Annotated in this window: 17 protein-coding genes; 9 read left to right on the top strand and 8 right to left on the bottom strand. The window is 66.9% G+C overall.

Annotated elements, in window-relative coordinates:
• Positions 1-30 precede the first annotated feature (30 nt).
• Positions 31-462, bottom strand: coding sequence for a low molecular weight phosphatase family protein (locus tag RF640_RS14740; protein ID WP_368828293.1), 432 nt, complete (start codon positions 460-462; stop codon positions 31-33).
• 48 nt (positions 463-510) lie between these two features.
• Positions 511-1605 (bottom strand): ACR3 family arsenite efflux transporter, encoded by a 1095-nt coding sequence (gene arsB, locus RF640_RS14745; RefSeq protein ID WP_368828294.1) that lies wholly within the window; start codon positions 1603-1605, stop codon positions 511-513.
• 85 nt (positions 1606-1690) lie between these two features.
• On the opposite strand from arsB, the gene RF640_RS14750 reads away from it, so the two are divergent.
• From RF640_RS14750 to RF640_RS14765, 4 genes are all read left to right on the top strand, one after another.
• On the top strand, positions 1691-2065 hold the full coding sequence (locus RF640_RS14750; protein ID WP_368828295.1) for an ArsR/SmtB family transcription factor: 375 nt from the start codon (positions 1691-1693) through the stop codon (positions 2063-2065).
• A 70-nt stretch (positions 2066-2135) separates the two neighbouring features.
• Positions 2136-2672, top strand: coding sequence for a DinB family protein (locus RF640_RS14755; protein WP_368828296.1), 537 nt, complete (start codon positions 2136-2138; stop codon positions 2670-2672).
• Positions 2673-2977: 305 nt separating this feature from the next.
• Complete coding sequence (locus RF640_RS14760; protein ID WP_368828297.1) at positions 2978-3343, top strand: hypothetical protein; 366 nt, start codon at positions 2978-2980, stop codon at positions 3341-3343.
• 85 nt (positions 3344-3428) lie between these two features.
• On the top strand, positions 3429-3959 hold the full coding sequence (locus tag RF640_RS14765) for a hypothetical protein (protein ID WP_368828298.1): 531 nt from the start codon (positions 3429-3431) through the stop codon (positions 3957-3959).
• A 216-nt stretch (positions 3960-4175) separates the two neighbouring features.
• Here RF640_RS14765 and RF640_RS14770 read toward each other — a convergent pair whose 3' ends face one another.
• On the bottom strand, positions 4176-4940 hold the full coding sequence (locus RF640_RS14770) for a DUF3800 domain-containing protein (protein WP_368828299.1): 765 nt from the start codon (positions 4938-4940) through the stop codon (positions 4176-4178).
• Positions 4941-5247: 307 nt separating this feature from the next.
• Between RF640_RS14770 and RF640_RS14775 the strand changes: the two genes are divergently transcribed.
• Together RF640_RS14775 and RF640_RS14780 are read left to right on the top strand one after the other, a co-directional pair.
• Positions 5248-5640, top strand: coding sequence for a TnpV protein (locus RF640_RS14775; RefSeq protein WP_368828300.1), 393 nt, complete (start codon positions 5248-5250; stop codon positions 5638-5640).
• A gap of 20 nt (positions 5641-5660) precedes the next feature.
• On the top strand, positions 5661-10733 hold the full coding sequence (locus RF640_RS14780) for a helicase-related protein (protein ID WP_368828301.1): 5073 nt from the start codon (positions 5661-5663) through the stop codon (positions 10731-10733).
• Between the two features lie 280 nt (positions 10734-11013).
• Here the strand turns inward: RF640_RS14780 and RF640_RS14785 are convergent, their stop codons facing one another.
• Positions 11014-11346 carry a hypothetical protein gene (locus tag RF640_RS14785; protein WP_368828302.1) on the bottom strand — a complete coding sequence of 111 codons (333 nt, stop codon included), beginning with the start codon at positions 11344-11346 and terminating at the stop codon, positions 11014-11016.
• Positions 11347-11560: 214 nt separating this feature from the next.
• On the opposite strand from RF640_RS14785, the gene RF640_RS14790 reads away from it, so the two are divergent.
• Genes RF640_RS14790 through RF640_RS14800 form a run of 3 tightly spaced genes read left to right on the top strand, consistent with a single transcriptional unit; the run spans position 11561 to position 14234 of the window.
• The gene (locus tag RF640_RS14790) at positions 11561-11950 is read left to right on the top strand and encodes a MobC family plasmid mobilization relaxosome protein (protein WP_368828303.1); all 390 of its coding nucleotides are present in this window, start codon (positions 11561-11563) and stop codon (positions 11948-11950) included.
• Entirely contained in the window at positions 11947-13461 is a 1515-nt protein-coding gene (locus RF640_RS14795; RefSeq protein WP_368828304.1) for a relaxase, read from the top strand. The genes RF640_RS14790 and RF640_RS14795 overlap by 4 nt, the downstream gene beginning before the upstream one ends.
• A gap of 2 nt (positions 13462-13463) precedes the next feature.
• The gene (locus RF640_RS14800; RefSeq protein WP_368828306.1) at positions 13464-14234 is read left to right on the top strand and encodes a hypothetical protein; all 771 of its coding nucleotides are present in this window, start codon (positions 13464-13466) and stop codon (positions 14232-14234) included.
• A gap of 232 nt (positions 14235-14466) precedes the next feature.
• Here RF640_RS14800 and RF640_RS14805 read toward each other — a convergent pair whose 3' ends face one another.
• The 4 genes from RF640_RS14805 to RF640_RS14820 form a co-directional block, all read right to left on the bottom strand.
• Positions 14467-15525 carry a hypothetical protein gene (locus tag RF640_RS14805; RefSeq protein WP_368828307.1) on the bottom strand — a complete coding sequence of 353 codons (1059 nt, stop codon included), beginning with the start codon at positions 15523-15525 and terminating at the stop codon, positions 14467-14469.
• The gene (locus RF640_RS14810) at positions 15522-15716 is read right to left on the bottom strand and encodes a hypothetical protein (RefSeq protein ID WP_368828308.1); all 195 of its coding nucleotides are present in this window, start codon (positions 15714-15716) and stop codon (positions 15522-15524) included. The genes RF640_RS14805 and RF640_RS14810 overlap by 4 nt, the downstream gene beginning before the upstream one ends.
• A gap of 12 nt (positions 15717-15728) precedes the next feature.
• On the bottom strand, positions 15729-16133 hold the full coding sequence (locus RF640_RS14815) for a DUF4913 domain-containing protein (RefSeq protein ID WP_368828309.1): 405 nt from the start codon (positions 16131-16133) through the stop codon (positions 15729-15731).
• Between the two features lie 2 nt (positions 16134-16135).
• A partial coding sequence (locus RF640_RS14820) for a type IV secretory system conjugative DNA transfer family protein (RefSeq protein ID WP_368828310.1) occupies positions 16136-17059 on the bottom strand: 924 nt, incomplete at its 5' end.

Here is a 17059-nt window from a genome sequence, read left to right on the forward strand (position 1 = left end):
CTCGGAAGGGAAGAGGAAAGGGGGCATGGTTCAGGCGGGGTCGCCGTCGGTGAGCTCGGTGAGCAGCTGCTGCACCCGGGTGTCGATGTCGTCGCGGACCAGGCGCATCCGCTCGGCGCCCTCGATCCCACGGGCGGAGGGTTCGTCGGTGTGCCAGGTCTCGATGGTGCCGGCCATGCCCTCGACCGGCTCGACCTTCGCCTCGTCGCCCAGGACCACGACCCGGTCCACGGATCGCAGCAGGTCGGGGTCAATGGGCTTCGGGTGTCCGGAGGACATGTCGGCCCCGACCTCGGCGATAGCCTCGGCCGAGAGGGCGTTGATCGTGCTGCCCGGCGTGGTGCCGGCGGAGTGGACCTCGACCGCACCTGCTGCCCGGTGTTCCATGAGGGCGGCGGCCATCTGGGACTTGCCGCCGTTCTTGGCGCAGACGAACAGGACGGAGGGCTGGGTGTGGCTCAACGGATACTCCTGGAGGCTCGCGGAAGCAGGGGATTCACGGAATGGGGGTCAGCGGGTGGGGACGGTGGCATCGTCCGGGAAGAGCTTGCGCCCGGCCCACAGAGAGACATAGACCAGGGCCACCAGGACGGGCACCTCAATCAGTGGCCCGACGACCCCGGCCAGGGCCTGTCCGGAGGTGACCCCGAAGGTGCCGATGGCCACGGCGATGGCGAGCTCGAAGTTGTTGCCGGCCGCGGTGAAGGCCACGGTGGTGGATTTCGCGTAGTTCAGGCCCAGGGCCCGGGAGGCGAGCAGGGCGATGCCGAACATGAGGAAGAAGTAGACCAGCAGCGGCCACGCGATGCGCACCACGTCCCACGGGTTGGAGGTGATCGCGTCGCCCTGCAGGGCGAAGAGCAGCACGATGGTGAACAGCAACCCGTAGAGCGCCCAGGGCCCCAGCTTCGGCAGGAACGTGCCCTCGTACCACTCACGGCCCTTGGCCTTCTCGCCCAGGGTGCGGGTGAGGAACCCGGCCACCAGCGGGATGCCCAAGAACACCAGCACGCTCAGCACGATCGACCACACGGAGAACTCCGCCGAGGTGGTCGGCAGCCCGAGCCAGGACGGGAGGACCTGGAGGTAGAACCAGCCCAGGGCGCCGAAGGCGAAGACCTGGAAGACCGAGTTGATCGCTACGAGCACCGCGGCGGCCTCGCGGTCTCCGCAGGCGAGGTCGTTCCAGATCAGCACCATCGCGATGCAGCGGGCGAGCCCCACGATGATCAGCCCGGTCCGGTACTCCGGGAGGTCGGGCAGGAAGATCCAGGCCAGGGCGAACATCAGGGCCGGGCCCACGATCCAGTTCAGCACCAGGGACGCGCCCATCAGCCGGCGGTCCCCGGCCACCCGGTGGGTCTCGTCGTAGCGGACCTTGGCCAGGACCGGGTACATCATCACCAGCAGCCCGATCGCGATCGGCAGGGAGACCTCCCCGATCTTCACCGCTTTCAGGGCAGTGTTCAGGCCCGGGACGAACCGGCCGAGCAGCAGCCCGGCGATCATGGCGGTGATGATCCAGGCGGGCAGCCAGCGGTCGAGGAAGGACAGGTCCTTCATCACCCCCTGGTGGGTAGCAGGGGTAGCAGTGGTGTTGCTCATGATCTGGGGCAGTCCTTCGTATTGACGATGATCTATCGGACACATTAGGGGGTCACATCGACATTGGTCAATGTAGGATGGGGTGATGACTCTCGCACCCGACCTCCAGGCCACCACCGTCGACGAGTGCGCCCCCGGAGCCCCGGCCGGGCAGTGCTGCTCGCTCTCGGGCGGGCCCGTGGGTCCGGCCGATGCCCAGCGGATTGCGAGCCGGCTCAAGGCCCTGTCCGATCCCACCCGGTTGCGGCTGCTCTCGCATGTGGCGGCCCAGGGTTGCGGTGCGGTCTGTGTGTGCGACCTGACCGCGGTGGTGGACATCAGCCAGCCCACGGTCAGCCACCACATGAAGAAGCTCGTCGACGCCGGCCTGCTGATCCGCGAGCAGCGGGGCAAGTGGGCCCACTACTCCGTGGTGCCCGAGGCCTTCGCCGAGCTGCGGGCGTTCCTCGACTTGCGCTGACACCCCGGCGCCGGATTTCTCGGGTTCGGGCTCTGTCTCATCCAGCACACCGCACGAGGGGGTGACCACGATGAGCGGCACCGCGCCCACCCGTCAGGAGATTCACGACGAGCTCGAGCGTATTCGGGCGGACTTCCACGCCCTCGTGGCCGCAGCGACCCCAGCGGAGCTGCGCCGGCCCTCGTCCGGCACCCGGTGGACCAACGGGCAGCTGCTGTTCCACATGTTCTTCGGCTACTTCATTGTCCGGCGTCTGATCCCGCTGGTGCGCCTGATGGGTCGTCTCCCCGGGCCGGTCAGTCGTACCTTCGCCCGGGTGCTGGAGGCCGGCACCCGGCCCTTCCACATCATCAACTACCAGAGCGATCGAGGTGCTGCCCGGGTAGTCCATGGACCCCGGCTGCTCCGGTGGTTCGACCGGACCCTCGACGTCCTGCAGGCCCAGCTGGAGGTCGAGCCCGCGGCCGCACTGGCCCGCGGGATGCACATGCCCGTGTCCTGGGACCCGTACTTCCGGGACTGGATGAGCCTGGGTGAGATCTACCACTACGGCACCCAGCACTACGACCACCACCGGCAACAGCTGACCATCAGCCGGCCATCATGAAGCCGCCCCGCTGCACCAACTCGGTGTTGCGGTCGAGATTGGCCAGCAAACGTCCGGCACTCTGGGTGGGATCGTCACTTCAGGATCGACCAAGCGGATGCTGATTGGGCCATGAGCCAGGGGTAAAAGCAAACTCCGTTCCCTCCGCTTTACATATGGCCGGCTACCGGCCACTTCCCGCGATAACGACGTTGCAGTAGGGGTTCCCTGCCGCACTTTCGCGTGGATGGTTTGTGGACGTCCCCGGTGACGAAGCCGACGGCGTCATAGCCTGGGGCCCTTGCAATCGCTGACATCATGGGGCCATGGATGACCACGCCGCACAGACCTCGACGACCGTACGAATCGACGGACGTCGGTTCGCCGGAGTCACCAATTCGACCGAGGGAGAGGTCGGATCCACCACGATCTTCACCTATCACCAAGAAGACGGGACGGTCTGGGCGGACTACGCCGGCGGAGCGGTCCGCAAGGGATTCCTGGTGGGCACGCGTACCGACGACACCCTGGAGTTCCGCTACTCCCACCTCAACGTGACGGGCGAAACCGCCAGCGGGAAGTGCACCTCGACGATCGAGGTGCTCGCCGACGGCCGCGTCCGGTTCCACGAGTCCTGGGCTTGGGAGTCCCGCCCAGGCACCGGCACTAGCGTGGTGGAAGAAGTCAGGTAGTTCCTGGAAGGCGCCTGCAGGGCCCTGCGCATGTGGAGCACGCCACCGACGGCACGGGGGCGGCTCGGTGTCCTACGGTGAGGCCATGGCGCCTTTGCATCCGTTTAGCGGGGACACCTCGCGCACCTCGGGTGAGCAGGCGTTCCTCGACGCACTGGCCGCCCACATCGACAACTGGGCCATCCCCGGCGTCCCCGCTGATTCCTTCGAGGTCATCGCTCAAATACACCCGCTGGTGGTGATGACCGAAGTCCCCAACGTGGCCGTGCCACCGGGGCAGTGCACCCTGCAGATCGGCTACTGGGACGATGGCCAAGGGTGCCGGGCCCTGGAAGGGGAATGGGGTGATGACCTCCTGCTGGATAGCCACGTCTACAGCCGCGACGGGCTGACCGTCTTCGGGCTCTGCGAGGAGCCGGCTACATACGGGGCCCTGGCCGGCAAGTGGCTGGAGTGCCAGCTGCAGCGCCGGGTGGATCGTCAGGATTGGATCCGCAACGGCAAGATTGTCCGGTCTCGATGGGTGCTCCCGGACACCGGGAAACGGATCGCGCAAACCATTGACACCAACTGGTTCCTTCGTGGAGCTCCGAACCTGGCCACTCGAGTCCGCTGAGCTACCGGGTGGCCCACCGACTCGACGATGGGGAGGGGGTTACCTCTCCATAAGACGGCCCGTACTGACCACGACTCCCTACCTTTCCCCGTCTTTCGCTGTCTTTGCCCGCCTGGGTACGGTACCCTTGTACCTGCAAGGCCCTATGCGATCTTTGTGGTCGACCAAAGGGTCTTGCACCTCGCGAACCCCTGGCCTCGGCCGGGGGTTCTTGCGTTAACCGTCCAGCCAGTGAACTCCGTACTCAGAGTCCTCGGGCCAGTGTCTAGTCAGCTTCATGTACGCCCTGATGGCTGCGGGGACAGGCTTCCCGGGCCTCTTCCGCCAGATCTCGGGGTGCTCCTGGAGATGTTTGTGGTAGGCCCCGTAGGCAATCAGGTCAGCGGCCTGGATTAACTGGCTGTACCGGCTGTCCTGCATGATCACGTCTTCGAGGATCCGCCGGCTGCCGAGCTCGAGACCACGATGGACTTCTCTGTACGGGGTCGCCCCGCGCCCAGCCATCTCCCAAAGGGCCTGTTGTTCTTCGATGGTGAGGGGCTCACCAGGAGCTCCGAGACCCTGCTGACCGTCGTAGAACACCAGCAGATGCGTATCGTTCAGAGCGGCCCAGTCTTCGAGCCAGGCGATGAACTTGGCGTAGACCCTCGGCTTCACCACCTCAGCGGACGCAACTGTCACGACGGTGAAGTCTTGGTGCTTGCTGAGGGCGCTCAGGAGCATCCGGCCGGCTGCGGCCCGGTTGTTCTCCCCGAACTTCTTCTCCTGCTCGGGGGTCTCACAGTAAGACCCTCGCTTCTTGTAGAGGTCCACCGCGTGGATCTCCTTGCTCTTCGGAACGCCGAACTCCCGGTGGATGTCCCGTCGCCCTTGGAGCCAGGCCCCGAGGAGGCCGGTCCAGTACTGGTCCTCCACGATCAAGGCCGTGAGGGTCGTCCCGTTGCGGGAGTCCCCGGAGTCGTCGACGTAACAGAAGTGCATGCCCGCCAGTATCGCTGACGGCATGAACGCTCATGGGCCTGACGTGTCAGGCGAGGAGGCGGCTCCGCTTCTTGTGCGGACATGGGAAAGTGGACAGCGCTTCATCATAATGTTGACATATCAACAAAAGAGGAGTTAGCTGGTGCGTGTTCTAGAAGAAGGCCGTGGAGCGGCTGGGTAGCGTGTGAGGGAGATTCCCGATCGCACTCAGGAGATTCCCCCATGACCCGAGCCCGCAGAAGGACACAAGTCGAGGGGCAGCTGAGCATTGATGCCTTTCTCTTCCCGGAACCTGAGGAGGTTCGTGATGAACACGTACGGCAAGTTCGCGCAGGAAGCGTGGAAGACGACCGCGCCGGCGGAGTACGCCCTGATCCCGGACCCGGATCAGTGGTTCGAGCAGCTGGGGGAGGAGGCCTCGATCAGGGTGGAGGATCTGACGACGGCGCTGGCCGGCCCGGACAGGAAAGGGGAGAGCTTCCTGGAGAAGTGGGGGCGGTTGAACGCGGCGAAGATGCAGGCCGAGGAGATCGTGCGCGCGGAGATGCTGACCCCGGACCCGTCGGTGCAGGAGGAACCGGAAGAGGAGGACGAGGAGGAGTCCGGGGTGGCGCGGAGGCTGCGGATCGTGCAGCAGCTGAACCGCGAGGACCGGGAGTACTGGGACGAGGTGCGCCGGCAGGAGGCCGAGCAGGCGTAGCTCCGGCTCCCCTGGAGCCCGTGGCCGCGGGGCGTTTCGTCCCCCGCGCCCAGGACGACCTGGCCCCCTCCGGTGCCCAGGCCCGTTTCCGGGCCAATCTCGAGGCCCTGCGCGTGCTGCGCACTCTGCAGGCCGAGGAGCGGGCCGCCACCGAGGCCGAGCGCACCACGCTGGTCCGCTGGGGGTCCTGGGGTGCCAGTGGGGTCGCGGAGATCTTCGACGAGTCCCGCACCGAGTACGAGGCCGAGCGGGCCGAGCTGCGCGAGCTGCTGGATGAGGCCGAGTACGCGGCCGCGCGCCGTACGGTGATTAACGCCCACTACACCGATCCGGCGATCGCCACCGAGGTCTGGGGCGCCCTGGAGGGCCTGGGGTTTGCGGGTGGGCGTGTGCTGGAGCCCGGCTCCGGTGCCGGCACCTTCATCGGCCTGGCCCCGGAGGGGGCGCAGATGACCGGGGTGGAGCTGGACCCGGTGACCGCAGGCATTTCACAGGCCATCTACCCGGAAGCCACGATCCGTGCGGAGTCTTTCGCCGACACCCGGATGCCCGGTGGCGCCTTTGACGCCGCGGTGGGCAACGTCCCGTTCTCCCGCAACTCCCTGCACGACCCGCGGCACAACGCGGCCGGGCATTCGATGCACAACCACTTCATCCTGAAGTCCTTGGCCCTGACCCGCCCCGGCGGGGTGGTCGGGGTGATCTCCAGCGCGTTCACCCTGGATGCGCAGAATCCCGCGGCCCGCCGGGAGATGGCCGAGACCGCCGACCTGCTCGGTGCGGTGCGTCTGCCCACCGGGGCCCACCGGAGGGCTGCCGGCACGGACGCGCTGACCGATGTGCTGATCTTCCGCCGCCGGCTGCCCGGGGAAGATCCCCTGGATCAGTCCTGGGTGGAGACCGCCCCAGTGGAGTTGGACGGGCAGCAGGGCCGGATGAACACCTACTTCCTTGAGCATCCCGAGCGGGTGCTCGGTGAGCCGGTGATCGGCAATGGCATGTACGGCTCCGCCACCCTGACCGTGCGCGCGGAGGACCTGGCGGCCACCGGGGCCCGGCTGCACGAGCAGCTGGCGGAGATCACCGGCAAGGCCGTGTCCGCTGGACACGGGGTGGCCGAGCGCACGGATGAGCAGGAGCTCGAGGTCGCGGCTCTGGTGCCGGCCACCGACCAGGAGCAGGTCGGGCACATCACCAACCGTGGGCAGGCGGGCTTCACTCAGGTCACTCTCGAGGGGGTGCACGCTCCGCTGAAGGTCCCGCTCACACAGCAGGCCGAGCTGCGCGCCTTGCTGGGGCTACGCGACCAAGGGCGCGCCGTGCTGACCTTGGAGGCTGCCAACGTCGAGGACACCCCGGAGCTCGACGCCATGCGCGAGCAGCTGCGGGAGAGCTACCTGAGCTACTACGACCGCTACGGGGCGATCAACCGGTTCACCGAACGCCGCACCGGCCGGATCAACGAGGCTGGCGAGGACATCCTGGCCCGGGTTACCCCGCCTGCGGTGCGGTTGTTGCGCGGTGATCCTTTCGGACCGTTGGTGAAGGCGTTGGAGCACTTCGACGAGGGCACCGGCACCGCCGCCCCGGCCGGTTTACTCTCGGAGCGGCAGGTGCAGCCGCGCCGGCCCGTGCTCGGGGTGGAGACTCCGGATGAGGCGCTGGCCGTCACCCTCGACACGCTGGGGGCCGTGGACCTGGCCAACATCGCCCGACTGCTGGGCACCAACGAGGACGCCGCGCGTGATTCCTTGGGGGAGCTGGTCTATGAGGTTCCCGGGGAGCCTGGGGTCTACGAGACGAGGGCGGAATACCTGTCCGGGGACGTGCGGGAGAAGCTGGATGCGGCACGGGCGGCAGCGGCCGCCGACGAGAAGTTCCAGACCAACGTCGCGGCCCTGGAAGCGGTGTTGCCGGCCCCGTTGGGGGCCGATGAGATCGAGGCCCGGATCGGGGCGGTGTGGGTGTCCCCTCAGATCCATGAGCAGTTCTTGCGCCACATCATCAAAGACCCGTCCGCGCGGGTGGACCGCATCTCCGGGGCGAGTTGGGACGTGCGAGCCAGTCGTCATGTCTTCGCCGCCCGCAACGACTGGGGCACCGAGCGGATGGCCGCCGGGGACATCTTTCAGCGCCTGGCCGAGCAGCGCCGTATCCAGGTCACCGACCCTGACCCGTCGGATCCGGAGGGCAACCGCCGGGTGGTCAACGCCACCGAGACCACGGCCGCCCAGGAGAAGGCGTCGCTGATGCAGGAACGGTTCGGGGAGTGGGTGTGGGAGGACCCTGCCCGGGCGGCCGGGTTGGTGGATGAGTACAACCGGCGGTTCAACTCCATCGTGCTGCGCGACTACACGGTCGAGGGGGAACGGTTGAGCTTCCCTGGGTTGGTGAAGAACTTCACCCCGCGCCCGCATCAGCGGGCGGCGGTGGCGCGGATGCTCTCGGAGCCCTCGGTGGGGCTCTTCCACGAGGTGGGGGCGGGCAAGACCGCCGAGATGGTGATCGGTGCGATGGAGCTGCGCCGGCTGGGGATGGCGCGCAAGCCGGTGATCGTGGTGCCCAATCACATGCTGGATCAGTTCTCCCGGGAGTGGCTGCAGCTCTACCCCCAGGCGCAGATCCTCGCCGCCTCCTCGGAGGATTTGGCCGGGGACAAGCGGCGGGTGTTCGTGGCGAGGGCCGCGGCCAGTGATTGGGACGGGATCATCATGACCCGCACCGCGTTCGAGCGCATTGAGCTCTCCGAGGAGTCCAAGGCCGCTTACGACCTGGCCGAGATGTCACGCCAGCGGGCCGAGCTCGAGGCCGCCAACGAACGGGCCGCGACCAGCGGGGCGGACACCATGTCGATCAAGCGGATGGAAGCCCGGCTCCAGGCCCGTGAGGAGAAGCTCAAAGCCAAGGCCGACCGGGCGATTGACCCGGGGATCACGTTCGAGCAGACCGGCATCGACTATCTGCTGGTCGATGAGCTGCACGAGTACAAGAACCTCGACACCGCCTCCAATATCCAGGACGCTGCAATCGATGGGTCCAAGCGCGCCAGCGACCTGCATTCCAAGGTGGAGTACCTGCGGGGCAAGCACGGGGACCGGGTGATGACTGGGGCGACCGCGACACCGATCGCGAACTCGGTCACGGAGATGTATGTGATGCAGCGCTATCTGGGTCCGGAGTTGTTGGAGCGGGCCGGGATCCACGACTTCGATTCGTGGGCGGCGACCTTCGGTCAGGTGGTGTCCGAGATGGAGCTCTCGGTGGCCGGCGGGGACCACTTCAAGATGAAAGAGCGTTTCGCGAAGTTCCAGAACGTCCCCGAGCTGTTGAAGATGTTCCACACCTTCGCCGACGTGAAGACCGCCGAAGACCTCAAACTTCCCACCCCGGATCTGGTGGTGCGGGAGGACGGGAAGCGGCTGCCGCGCATGGTTCCGGTGGAGGCATCTGCGGAGCTGCAGGACTACATCGCGGAGATCGGTCGGCGGGCCGAGGCGATCCAGGCGCGGTTGGTGCCCCCGACCGAGGACAACATGCTCAAGATCAGCTCCGACGGGCGCAAAGCCGCCCTGGATCTGCGCCTGGTCGACCCGGAGTTGGGGTCGGTCGTGGCGGAGACCAAGATCAGCGCCGCCGCGGACCTGATGGCTCGGGTGTACGAGGAGCACCGGAACGACGTGTTCACGGATCCCTCCACCGGGGAGGAGCACCCCACCCAGGGGGCGTTGCAGATCGTGTTCTGCGACCTGGGCACCCCGTCAGAGACTTGGAACGTCTACGACGAACTGCGTGCCCAGTTGGCCGAGCGTGGGGTGCCGGCGGAGAAGATCCGGTTCATGCACGAAGCGAAGAACGATGCGGAGAAGGGCCGGCTGTTCTCGGCCGCGCGCACCGGGGAGGTGGCGGTGCTGATCGGGTCCACGCAGAAGATGGGGGTGGGCACGAACATCCAGGCGAGGGCGGTGCACCTGGTGGATCTGGACGCCCCGTGGCGCCCGGCCGATGTCGCCCAGCGCCACGGGCGGATCATCCGGCAGGGCAATCAGAACCCGGAGGTCGCGATCTCCCAGGTGGTGACCAAGGGGTCCTTCGACACCTTCATGTGGCAGACGTTGGAGCGGAAGTCGAAGTTCATCGACCAGATCATGCGCGGCCGGTTGGACGTGCGCGAGATCGAGGACGTCGGGGACAACACCTTGTCTTTCGCCGAGGTCAAAGCGATCTCCAGTGGCAACCCGCTGATCTTGGAGAAGTCGAAAGCCGACCAGGAGCTCGCCCGGCTGGAGCGGTTGAACCGGGCCTGGCACCGCAACCAATCCTCACTGGTGTTCCGCAGGGACGCCGCCCAGGCGCGCGCCGATGCACTCGAGCAGGAGATCCCCGTGCTCCGCGCAGCGGCGCAGCGGACCACCGATGAGCTCGGCGGTGAGAAGTTCCGGATGACCATCGACGGGCGCACCTACGACAAGCGCGCCGACGCGGCGGAGGCGTGGCAGCGGTGGGCCGGCGTGCACGCCACCGCACGCCCGCCCCGGGGCGGGGAGACCGACCTCGGTGTCTCCGGGCGCATCGGTGGCCACGACATCCGGGTCGTTCAGCGGCCGGGGAACCTGGCCGATCTCGGCGCGTCCCCGGTAGAGCTGCGCATCGACGACGCCCCCGGTGTCGCCGTGGAAGTCACCCGGGCGACGTCGTTGAACCCAAGTGTCGGAATGATCCAACGACTGGAGAACCAGGTGCGGGCACTGCCGGAGGAAGTCACCAAGCGCGAGGCGCGACTGGCGTCGGCCCGGCAGGAAGTCGTCGACGCCGGGGAGGCGCTGGACGTGCCGTTCAAGCACCAGGACGCGCTAGAAGCCGCCCGCTGGGAGGTGGAGCGGATCGGGCGCGCGATGCGCGGTGAGGAGACGCCACAACCGACTTTGGACCCGGAGTTGGAGGCGTTAAAGAAGAGAATGCGGATCAACTTCCCCGATGCTCCCATTGTGGGTCGTAGCAGTGCCGGGCGTGGCGGCACCGGCTCCGAGCGTCCCCCGGAGGTGGCGCGACGGCATGACGCGCAGCGACCCCGCAAGGGCGAACTGGAGCTGTAGACACTCGCTCCGCTTGACCCCTTAAGGCGAACGGTGCCCGCTCCCCGTCGGGGGGAGCGGGCACCGTTTGTTGCGTGGTGACCACGTGCTCGGGAAGCCGTCCACAGTCGGCGGGAGCGGTAGTGCCACGGTCGCGCGTGAGGTGACCTGCCGGCTGTGGGCGGGTGGTCGGATGGGGTCCCCGCTGTCCATCATGGGTGCGGGAAAAGCCGCGAAGCGAGAGAGCTTTTGCCGTGCACATGTGGGCACGGGGCCAGGAAATCAGCCACGGTTTGCTTCGTCAGGAGGCGGCGTCAGCCGACTCCGCCGGCTGCTCCTGAGCACTGTCCGACGAAGGACTGACACCATTTTTAGCCGTCTTACGCCGCTGCACGCGCTGGACCTTCTCGGGTGCAGCCAGGCCGATCTTGCGTAGCTCCTCGGCGGTCCAGCCGCCGTTGTTCACGGCGGCCTGGAACGCCTGCGTGTCGTTCTTCTCGGCCTCCTTGAGGGCCTCGCGGGCCTCGTCGAGGGCGCCGCGTGCGGTGATCGCACGCCGCACGTAGTCCATCCGGTCGTTGAGCAGCCGCTGCGCGGCTTCTTCTGCTTGCTGGGGGTCAGTGAGCTTCGCCATGCCCCTAGATTAACGGACGCACACCGTCTGTTTCACAGGAAGCGCCCGCTGACTCGCCGCTTCGCACCCGTGGCGCCCCCGCGGAGCAAAGCTATCTTTTATGTGCCATAAAAGGGGGCCGCTGCTGGCCTCGCGGACTTTGCGGTGGCACACTGGTCGTGTGGGGCCCACAAAGTGGGGGCGCTGCGCTGGGCCGGCAAGGAGAGGAGGTGCTGTGGTGGAGCAGGAGAATCCGCGCCATGTGTGGAAGTCGAGACGGAAGCGGATCGAGGGCAAGACCCAGTACGTCCGGGTGTCCATGTCGGAGTCGGAGCGTGCTGCGTTGATGGTGCTGGAGCAGCAGACCGGGCTCTCGCCCTCGGCGCTGATGGTCGAGGCGGTGTTCGGCTCTGCCGATCCGGTGGCGGTGCAGCTGCGGCGGAACCAGCTGGCGGAGTTGCTGGCGATGCGCCGGCTGATGGCCACGATCTCGAACAACGTGAACCAGATCGCCCGGCACGCCAACAGCACCGGTGAGGTCCTTCCCGAGACGGTCGAGACGATGCGTGAGGCTCGGCGGTTCAGTGAGGAAGTGCTGGCCAAGATCGAAGAGTTGATCCCGTGATCCCGAACATCACCAAGGGTGACAAGCCGATCGGGCTGATGAAGTACCTCGTGGGCCCGGGCCGGTCAAACGAGCACACCGACCCGCACCTGGTGGGCGGCTCCCCGCTCATCATGTCCTGGCACGACGACGCGCAGCTGGGCGAGGAAGCCGCGGTGTCCATCGCCCGCGAGATCGACCTGAACCGCCGAGCGTTCGGGGTGGACGCTGACGCCAAGCACATCTGGCACTGCTCATTGTCGATCCCGTACCAGGACCGGGAGGTCACCGATCAAGAATGGTCGGACATCGCGAGTAAGTTCATGGACGAGATGGACTTCACCGAGGCCGGGTCAAAGGCCCCGTGCCAGTGGGTGGCGGTGCATCACGGGCGCTCGACCAAGGGCAACGACCACATCCACATCATGGCCTCCACGATCCGGGAGGACGGGACGAAGTGGGCCGATGGCAACGACTACGCCCGCGCGCAGAAGGTCGCCCGGGGCATCGAGAAGGACTTCAATCTCATCCAGCTCGGCAACCACTCCGAACGGTGGCTGCAGCAGGGAGAGATCGCTCGGGACAGCACAAGGGAACCAGCCCGGTTCACGCTGGAGCGCACTGTGCGGGCGTGCGCGGTGGCCGCCGAGTCCGAGGCGCAGTTCGTCCGTTTGATGCGCCGAGCGAACCTGCTCGTGCACCCGCGGTTCGCCGCTGGCACCGACTCGGTGGTGACCGGATACTCCGTGGCCGAACGTCCCCCGAAGGGGATGCGGCCGCTGTGGTTCGGTGGCGGCAAGCTCGCCCAGGACCTCACCCTCCCCTCGCTGCGCACCCGCTGGCCGGACACCCCCGAGTCCGCCCATGAGGCATCGGAGGAGTGGATGGCGGCCAAGCGGCACCGCCGCATCGTTCACCCCGACGCCCCCGGTGCGGCCCTGGACGAGGTGACGGCCCGGCGGTTGGCCGGGGAGTTGAAAGAGGTCCGCCGGCGGCTGGTGAAGATCGCCCCCGAGGATCACCAGTCGTGGGCGCACGCGGCCCGGGAAGCCTCCGGGGTGTTCGCGGCGTGGTCGCACGCGACCGAGGACGGCCAGGGGCCGCTGGGACGTACTGCCCGGGTGCTGGCCCGTTCGGCACACCGGTCCGGGGTGAAGATCACCGCGCCTTTGGAGGCGCCGCTGCGCACCAGTGGCACCACGGCTTTCTTGCTGGCGGCCACCCGGGCGCCGTCCCCGATGGCGCAGGCGCTCATCATGCAGCAGATGCTGCGGATGACTCGGGCGTTCCAGGACATGCACCAGGCCAACAAAGAGCTGCGCGAGACGCAGCTGATCGTGGACGCCTTCCAGCAGCACCTCTCGGTCGTGGCGGAGCCCCTGCCGGATGTGAAGCCCACCCCGATGCGCACCGCCTCCCACGCCGGACCGACCCGTGACCGTGGTGCGCTGCGCGAGACCCAGGGCCCCACGGCCGTTCTCACTCCCTACGTTGACCGCACCCCCCGCACGGACCACGGAATGGAGCTGTAGGAATGAGCACACAACCCGACGGCGTGAACGACCTGCTCTCCCGGGACCTCCAGGCGGCAATGGCCGTGGCCGGGCGCTGGGGCGAGATGATGGCCCGGCAGCGTGCCGAACAACTCCGCCAACGTGTCACGGAGCAGCAGCACCGGCGGCGTGAGCTGGAGGAGCGCTTTGAGGCCGAACGCGCGGTGATGCGCACCGAGCTCGCGCCGGTGGAGCAGGACCGGTTCTGGGAGAACGCCAAGCCGGAAGACATCGCTGCCCACTACGGGCTGGCCCGCCAGTGGGAGCAGCACGACGAGGTCGCCCGCACCGTGCGAGGACGAATCGAGTCTCAGGTGAAGGAGCGCCACGGGTTGAGCGTGGAGGACTACCTCGAGGAACGTACCTCGGAGAGTCAGCGCACGGATTCCGCGGAGCAAGAGACCGCCGCACGCGAGACAGTGGACGCCCAGCGTGACCACTCCGCAGCCGCTCTGAACGCCGCTCAGGCTGGCCGTGGCGATCTCCAGAACGACACCGATGCCCGCCATGCTGCCGCTGAGGCTGAGGAGCTGTGGGACTCCGGGGACCGGCGCGCTAACCTCGCTAGTCGACTCATGGACGCCCTCGGTGGGACCGAGGAAGGCCGTGATGGCGTGCGGGCACGTCTGGCGGCGGACCGGGACCAGGGCACGCCCCCGATAGACGCAGTGCGGTCCACCCAACGCGGCCCCAAGGCGCGGAAAAACACCGGGCGCGCAGGAGGACGAGAGAGGGGCCTGGAGCTGGGCTGAGGCCCTCCAAAAGCACAAGAGAAGGGGCGCAACCTGAGATGACAGGTTGCGCCCCTTCCGCTGTGACGTTCAGTCGAACAGGCCCTTCGGCAGTGGTTCCAGGGTCAAGGGCACTTTCTTGGGGTTGTGCTCCCTGGGGATGCAACCGTGCCGGGCCACAGACCCGGGTTGGTAGCTCCCTTCCCGCCTCGAGGAGGTGGTGTGCGGAGCGCCTCAACAGGCTGCGACAGTCTTACTCCACGGGGCGAACGAGGATTGCAGTCGCTGGGTCGACGTCCGGTGCATATGCGAGGGTCGGCAGTTCGGCTCCATCCAAACCGGCCAGCTCGAGCGCTGCCTGCGCCGAGAGGTGCGAAGAGTTGATCGAGTGCCCGTTGGCGACTGCGGCGTAGAACTGCGCGGCGTAGTTAATGGCGTCACCATCTGCTATCGAATCCGACATGCCGATAGCAAAGGGGGCCACATCGTCTACGAGTCGATCGATTTGAGCGGCCGAGTGACATGAGTTCAGCAGGACGAGGAGGGGCGGTTCGTCGGTGGCCTTGACCGCCCTGGCAAATGCTCGTGCGGTGACGACTACTCCCTCGTGCTTCTCGTCCTCTTCGCCCTCAAAGACAATCAGGTCCTCGTTGCTGTGGCCGGAAAAGTGCACGACGTGCGGTCGGAACTTGGTGATACCGTCCAGCAGATCTTGCGCCGTCGCAGCTGGCCGGACGTCCAGCTCGACCAGATCTCGGTGCAATGCTGACTCCACCGCTGCTCGGATGCGCTTCTGCTCACGTCCCACACGAAGATCCCCCTCAGCGGATGCCCCCAAAAGGAGTACGCGCAGCTTCTCCGACTTCGGCTCCCTTAGCTCTCGAAGTTCCGCCACATTCGCCTCTGCTTGGGTCATCCGATCCTCCAGCGCGGTGCGTTCGGCTGCCATACGACGATCGGCCTGCTGCTGCTCTCGCTGGCGATGCCGCTCGGCTGCGTCCGCTTCCGACTTCTCCGCCTTGGAGAGCTTGCCCTGCAACGTGGCCTCTTCCTTCGCATAGGCGGCCGCCTTGATCTGCCACCTGGCGGCTTCCTTGCCAGCTGTGGCGGCCTCACCTTCCCGCCGGCCAGCCTCTCGCTGCTTGCTGCTCACCGTGGTGATGCTGTTGGCTTTCGCGGCAGAGGCACGAGCCTTAGTTGCGTCAGCACGCTTGGCCGACTCCTTCCTCCGGTAGCCGGCGGCTTTCTTGTCCGCCTCTATTCGCTGCTTTCGCTTCCGGTCCAACTGGTTGCGGTACATGCTCACGCTCACTGAAAGCCCTTTCTCGTCATCAGCTCGATAAGGTTCATCCAATCGCATGCATCAGACATTGGGAGCCACTCGCCCGCCGCACCTCTGCCCTTCACCAGCTGCGCACCAAGCATTTCGTCCCTTGCACCCACGTCGGTTCCGACGAGTTGGATGAGCGCGTCGTGGTCGGGGAAGATGCCCGCGATCGACACTCAATGTGTGAATCAGTCGAACAGGCCCTCCGGCGGTGGTTCCAGGGTCAGTGGTACTCCCTTGGGGCTGTGCGTCCTGGGGGTGCAACCGTGGAAGGGCCCTTTCTCCTCGAAGAGCACACGCATTGTGGGGTCGGCGTAGTCGCGCCACCACACGGCCAATCCCGTGGATGGGTCGGTGCGTAGCTTCTCCCACGCCCGCCACAACCCCGTCAGGCGGCTCACCGCTTCTTCATGTCGCCACCACTGGGCGCACCAGGTGAACGTGGTCGAGCGACCCGCAGGGTCCAGCTGACGTCGGTACACGGGCGCCAGTTGCTCGGTCACGAACTGGGCCACGTTCGCGTAGAACAGCTGTGCAGGAGGCTGTTCCTCGACGTCCTCGTTGCCCTCCTCGGCTTCCTCTTCCCAGTTCATATCTACTCCTTCACCAGCGCCGCCCACCGGTTCCCGGCAGGCGCGGCCGCCGCTGGCTCACCAGCCGGCTTCTCGGGCTCGTCGCCCTGGTCGACGGTGGCCACTGTCGGGCTGTTGTGGGCTTCTGCGGAGGCCCTAGATGCTTCCGCGTAGGGGCGGTGGTCAATCGGGATGGTGCGCAGCAGCACGGCCCTCGCCCCGGAGCCGAACATCACGGCCCTCCCCTTGGGCAGGGCGGACAGGTCAGCCACCGACATGATGTCGTCGGTGGCGTCCTGACGGGACGTGGACCCGGAGTCCTTCTGCCTCGAGGAGGAGACCGAGGTGTAGGTGTACTTGCCGATCAATTCGACAAGCATCTTCAGGTAGCCCTCTTCCTTGACGTTGCCGCCGTAGGTGACGACGTTGGCGGTGGAGAACAGCTTGCGCATCCCGGACTCGCCCCACACGTCCACGCCCTGGGACCAGGACTGCAGGAACGTGGAGACCACGATGCCGCGGGAGCCGTAGTGGCTGTAGAGGTTGGGCAGGTTCATCCAGCGGCAGACGTTGGCGGCCTCGTCCAGCACGCAGAGCATGGGGGTGGCCAGTCGGCCCCCGGCCTGGGTGACGGCGTGTTCTTCGGCGGCGGTCACGGTGGCCACCGTCAGGGCGGTCACCAGGGGACCGGCGGTGCCGGCCCCTTCCTTCGACAGCGCGTAGAGGGTGTGCTTGCCGGCCACGAACGCCTCCGGCTCGAACTGCGGGCGGTCATCGTCCGGACCCTTGGGGTTGACCCAAGCGGCGATCTTCTCGTTCTTCAGGCACGCAGCCATCTGCAGCGCGGTGGAGTAGACGCTGCCTCGGTACTTCTCCGGTTGCTGGATCGTGCTGGCCACCGAGTCGGCTTCCTTGGTCCACCCGTGCTCATCGAGCAGTAGCGCCGG

This window comes from Kocuria sp. CPCC 205231 (assembly GCF_040980965.1).
Taxonomy (GTDB): Bacteria; Actinomycetota; Actinomycetes; order Actinomycetales; family Micrococcaceae; genus Kocuria; species Kocuria rosea.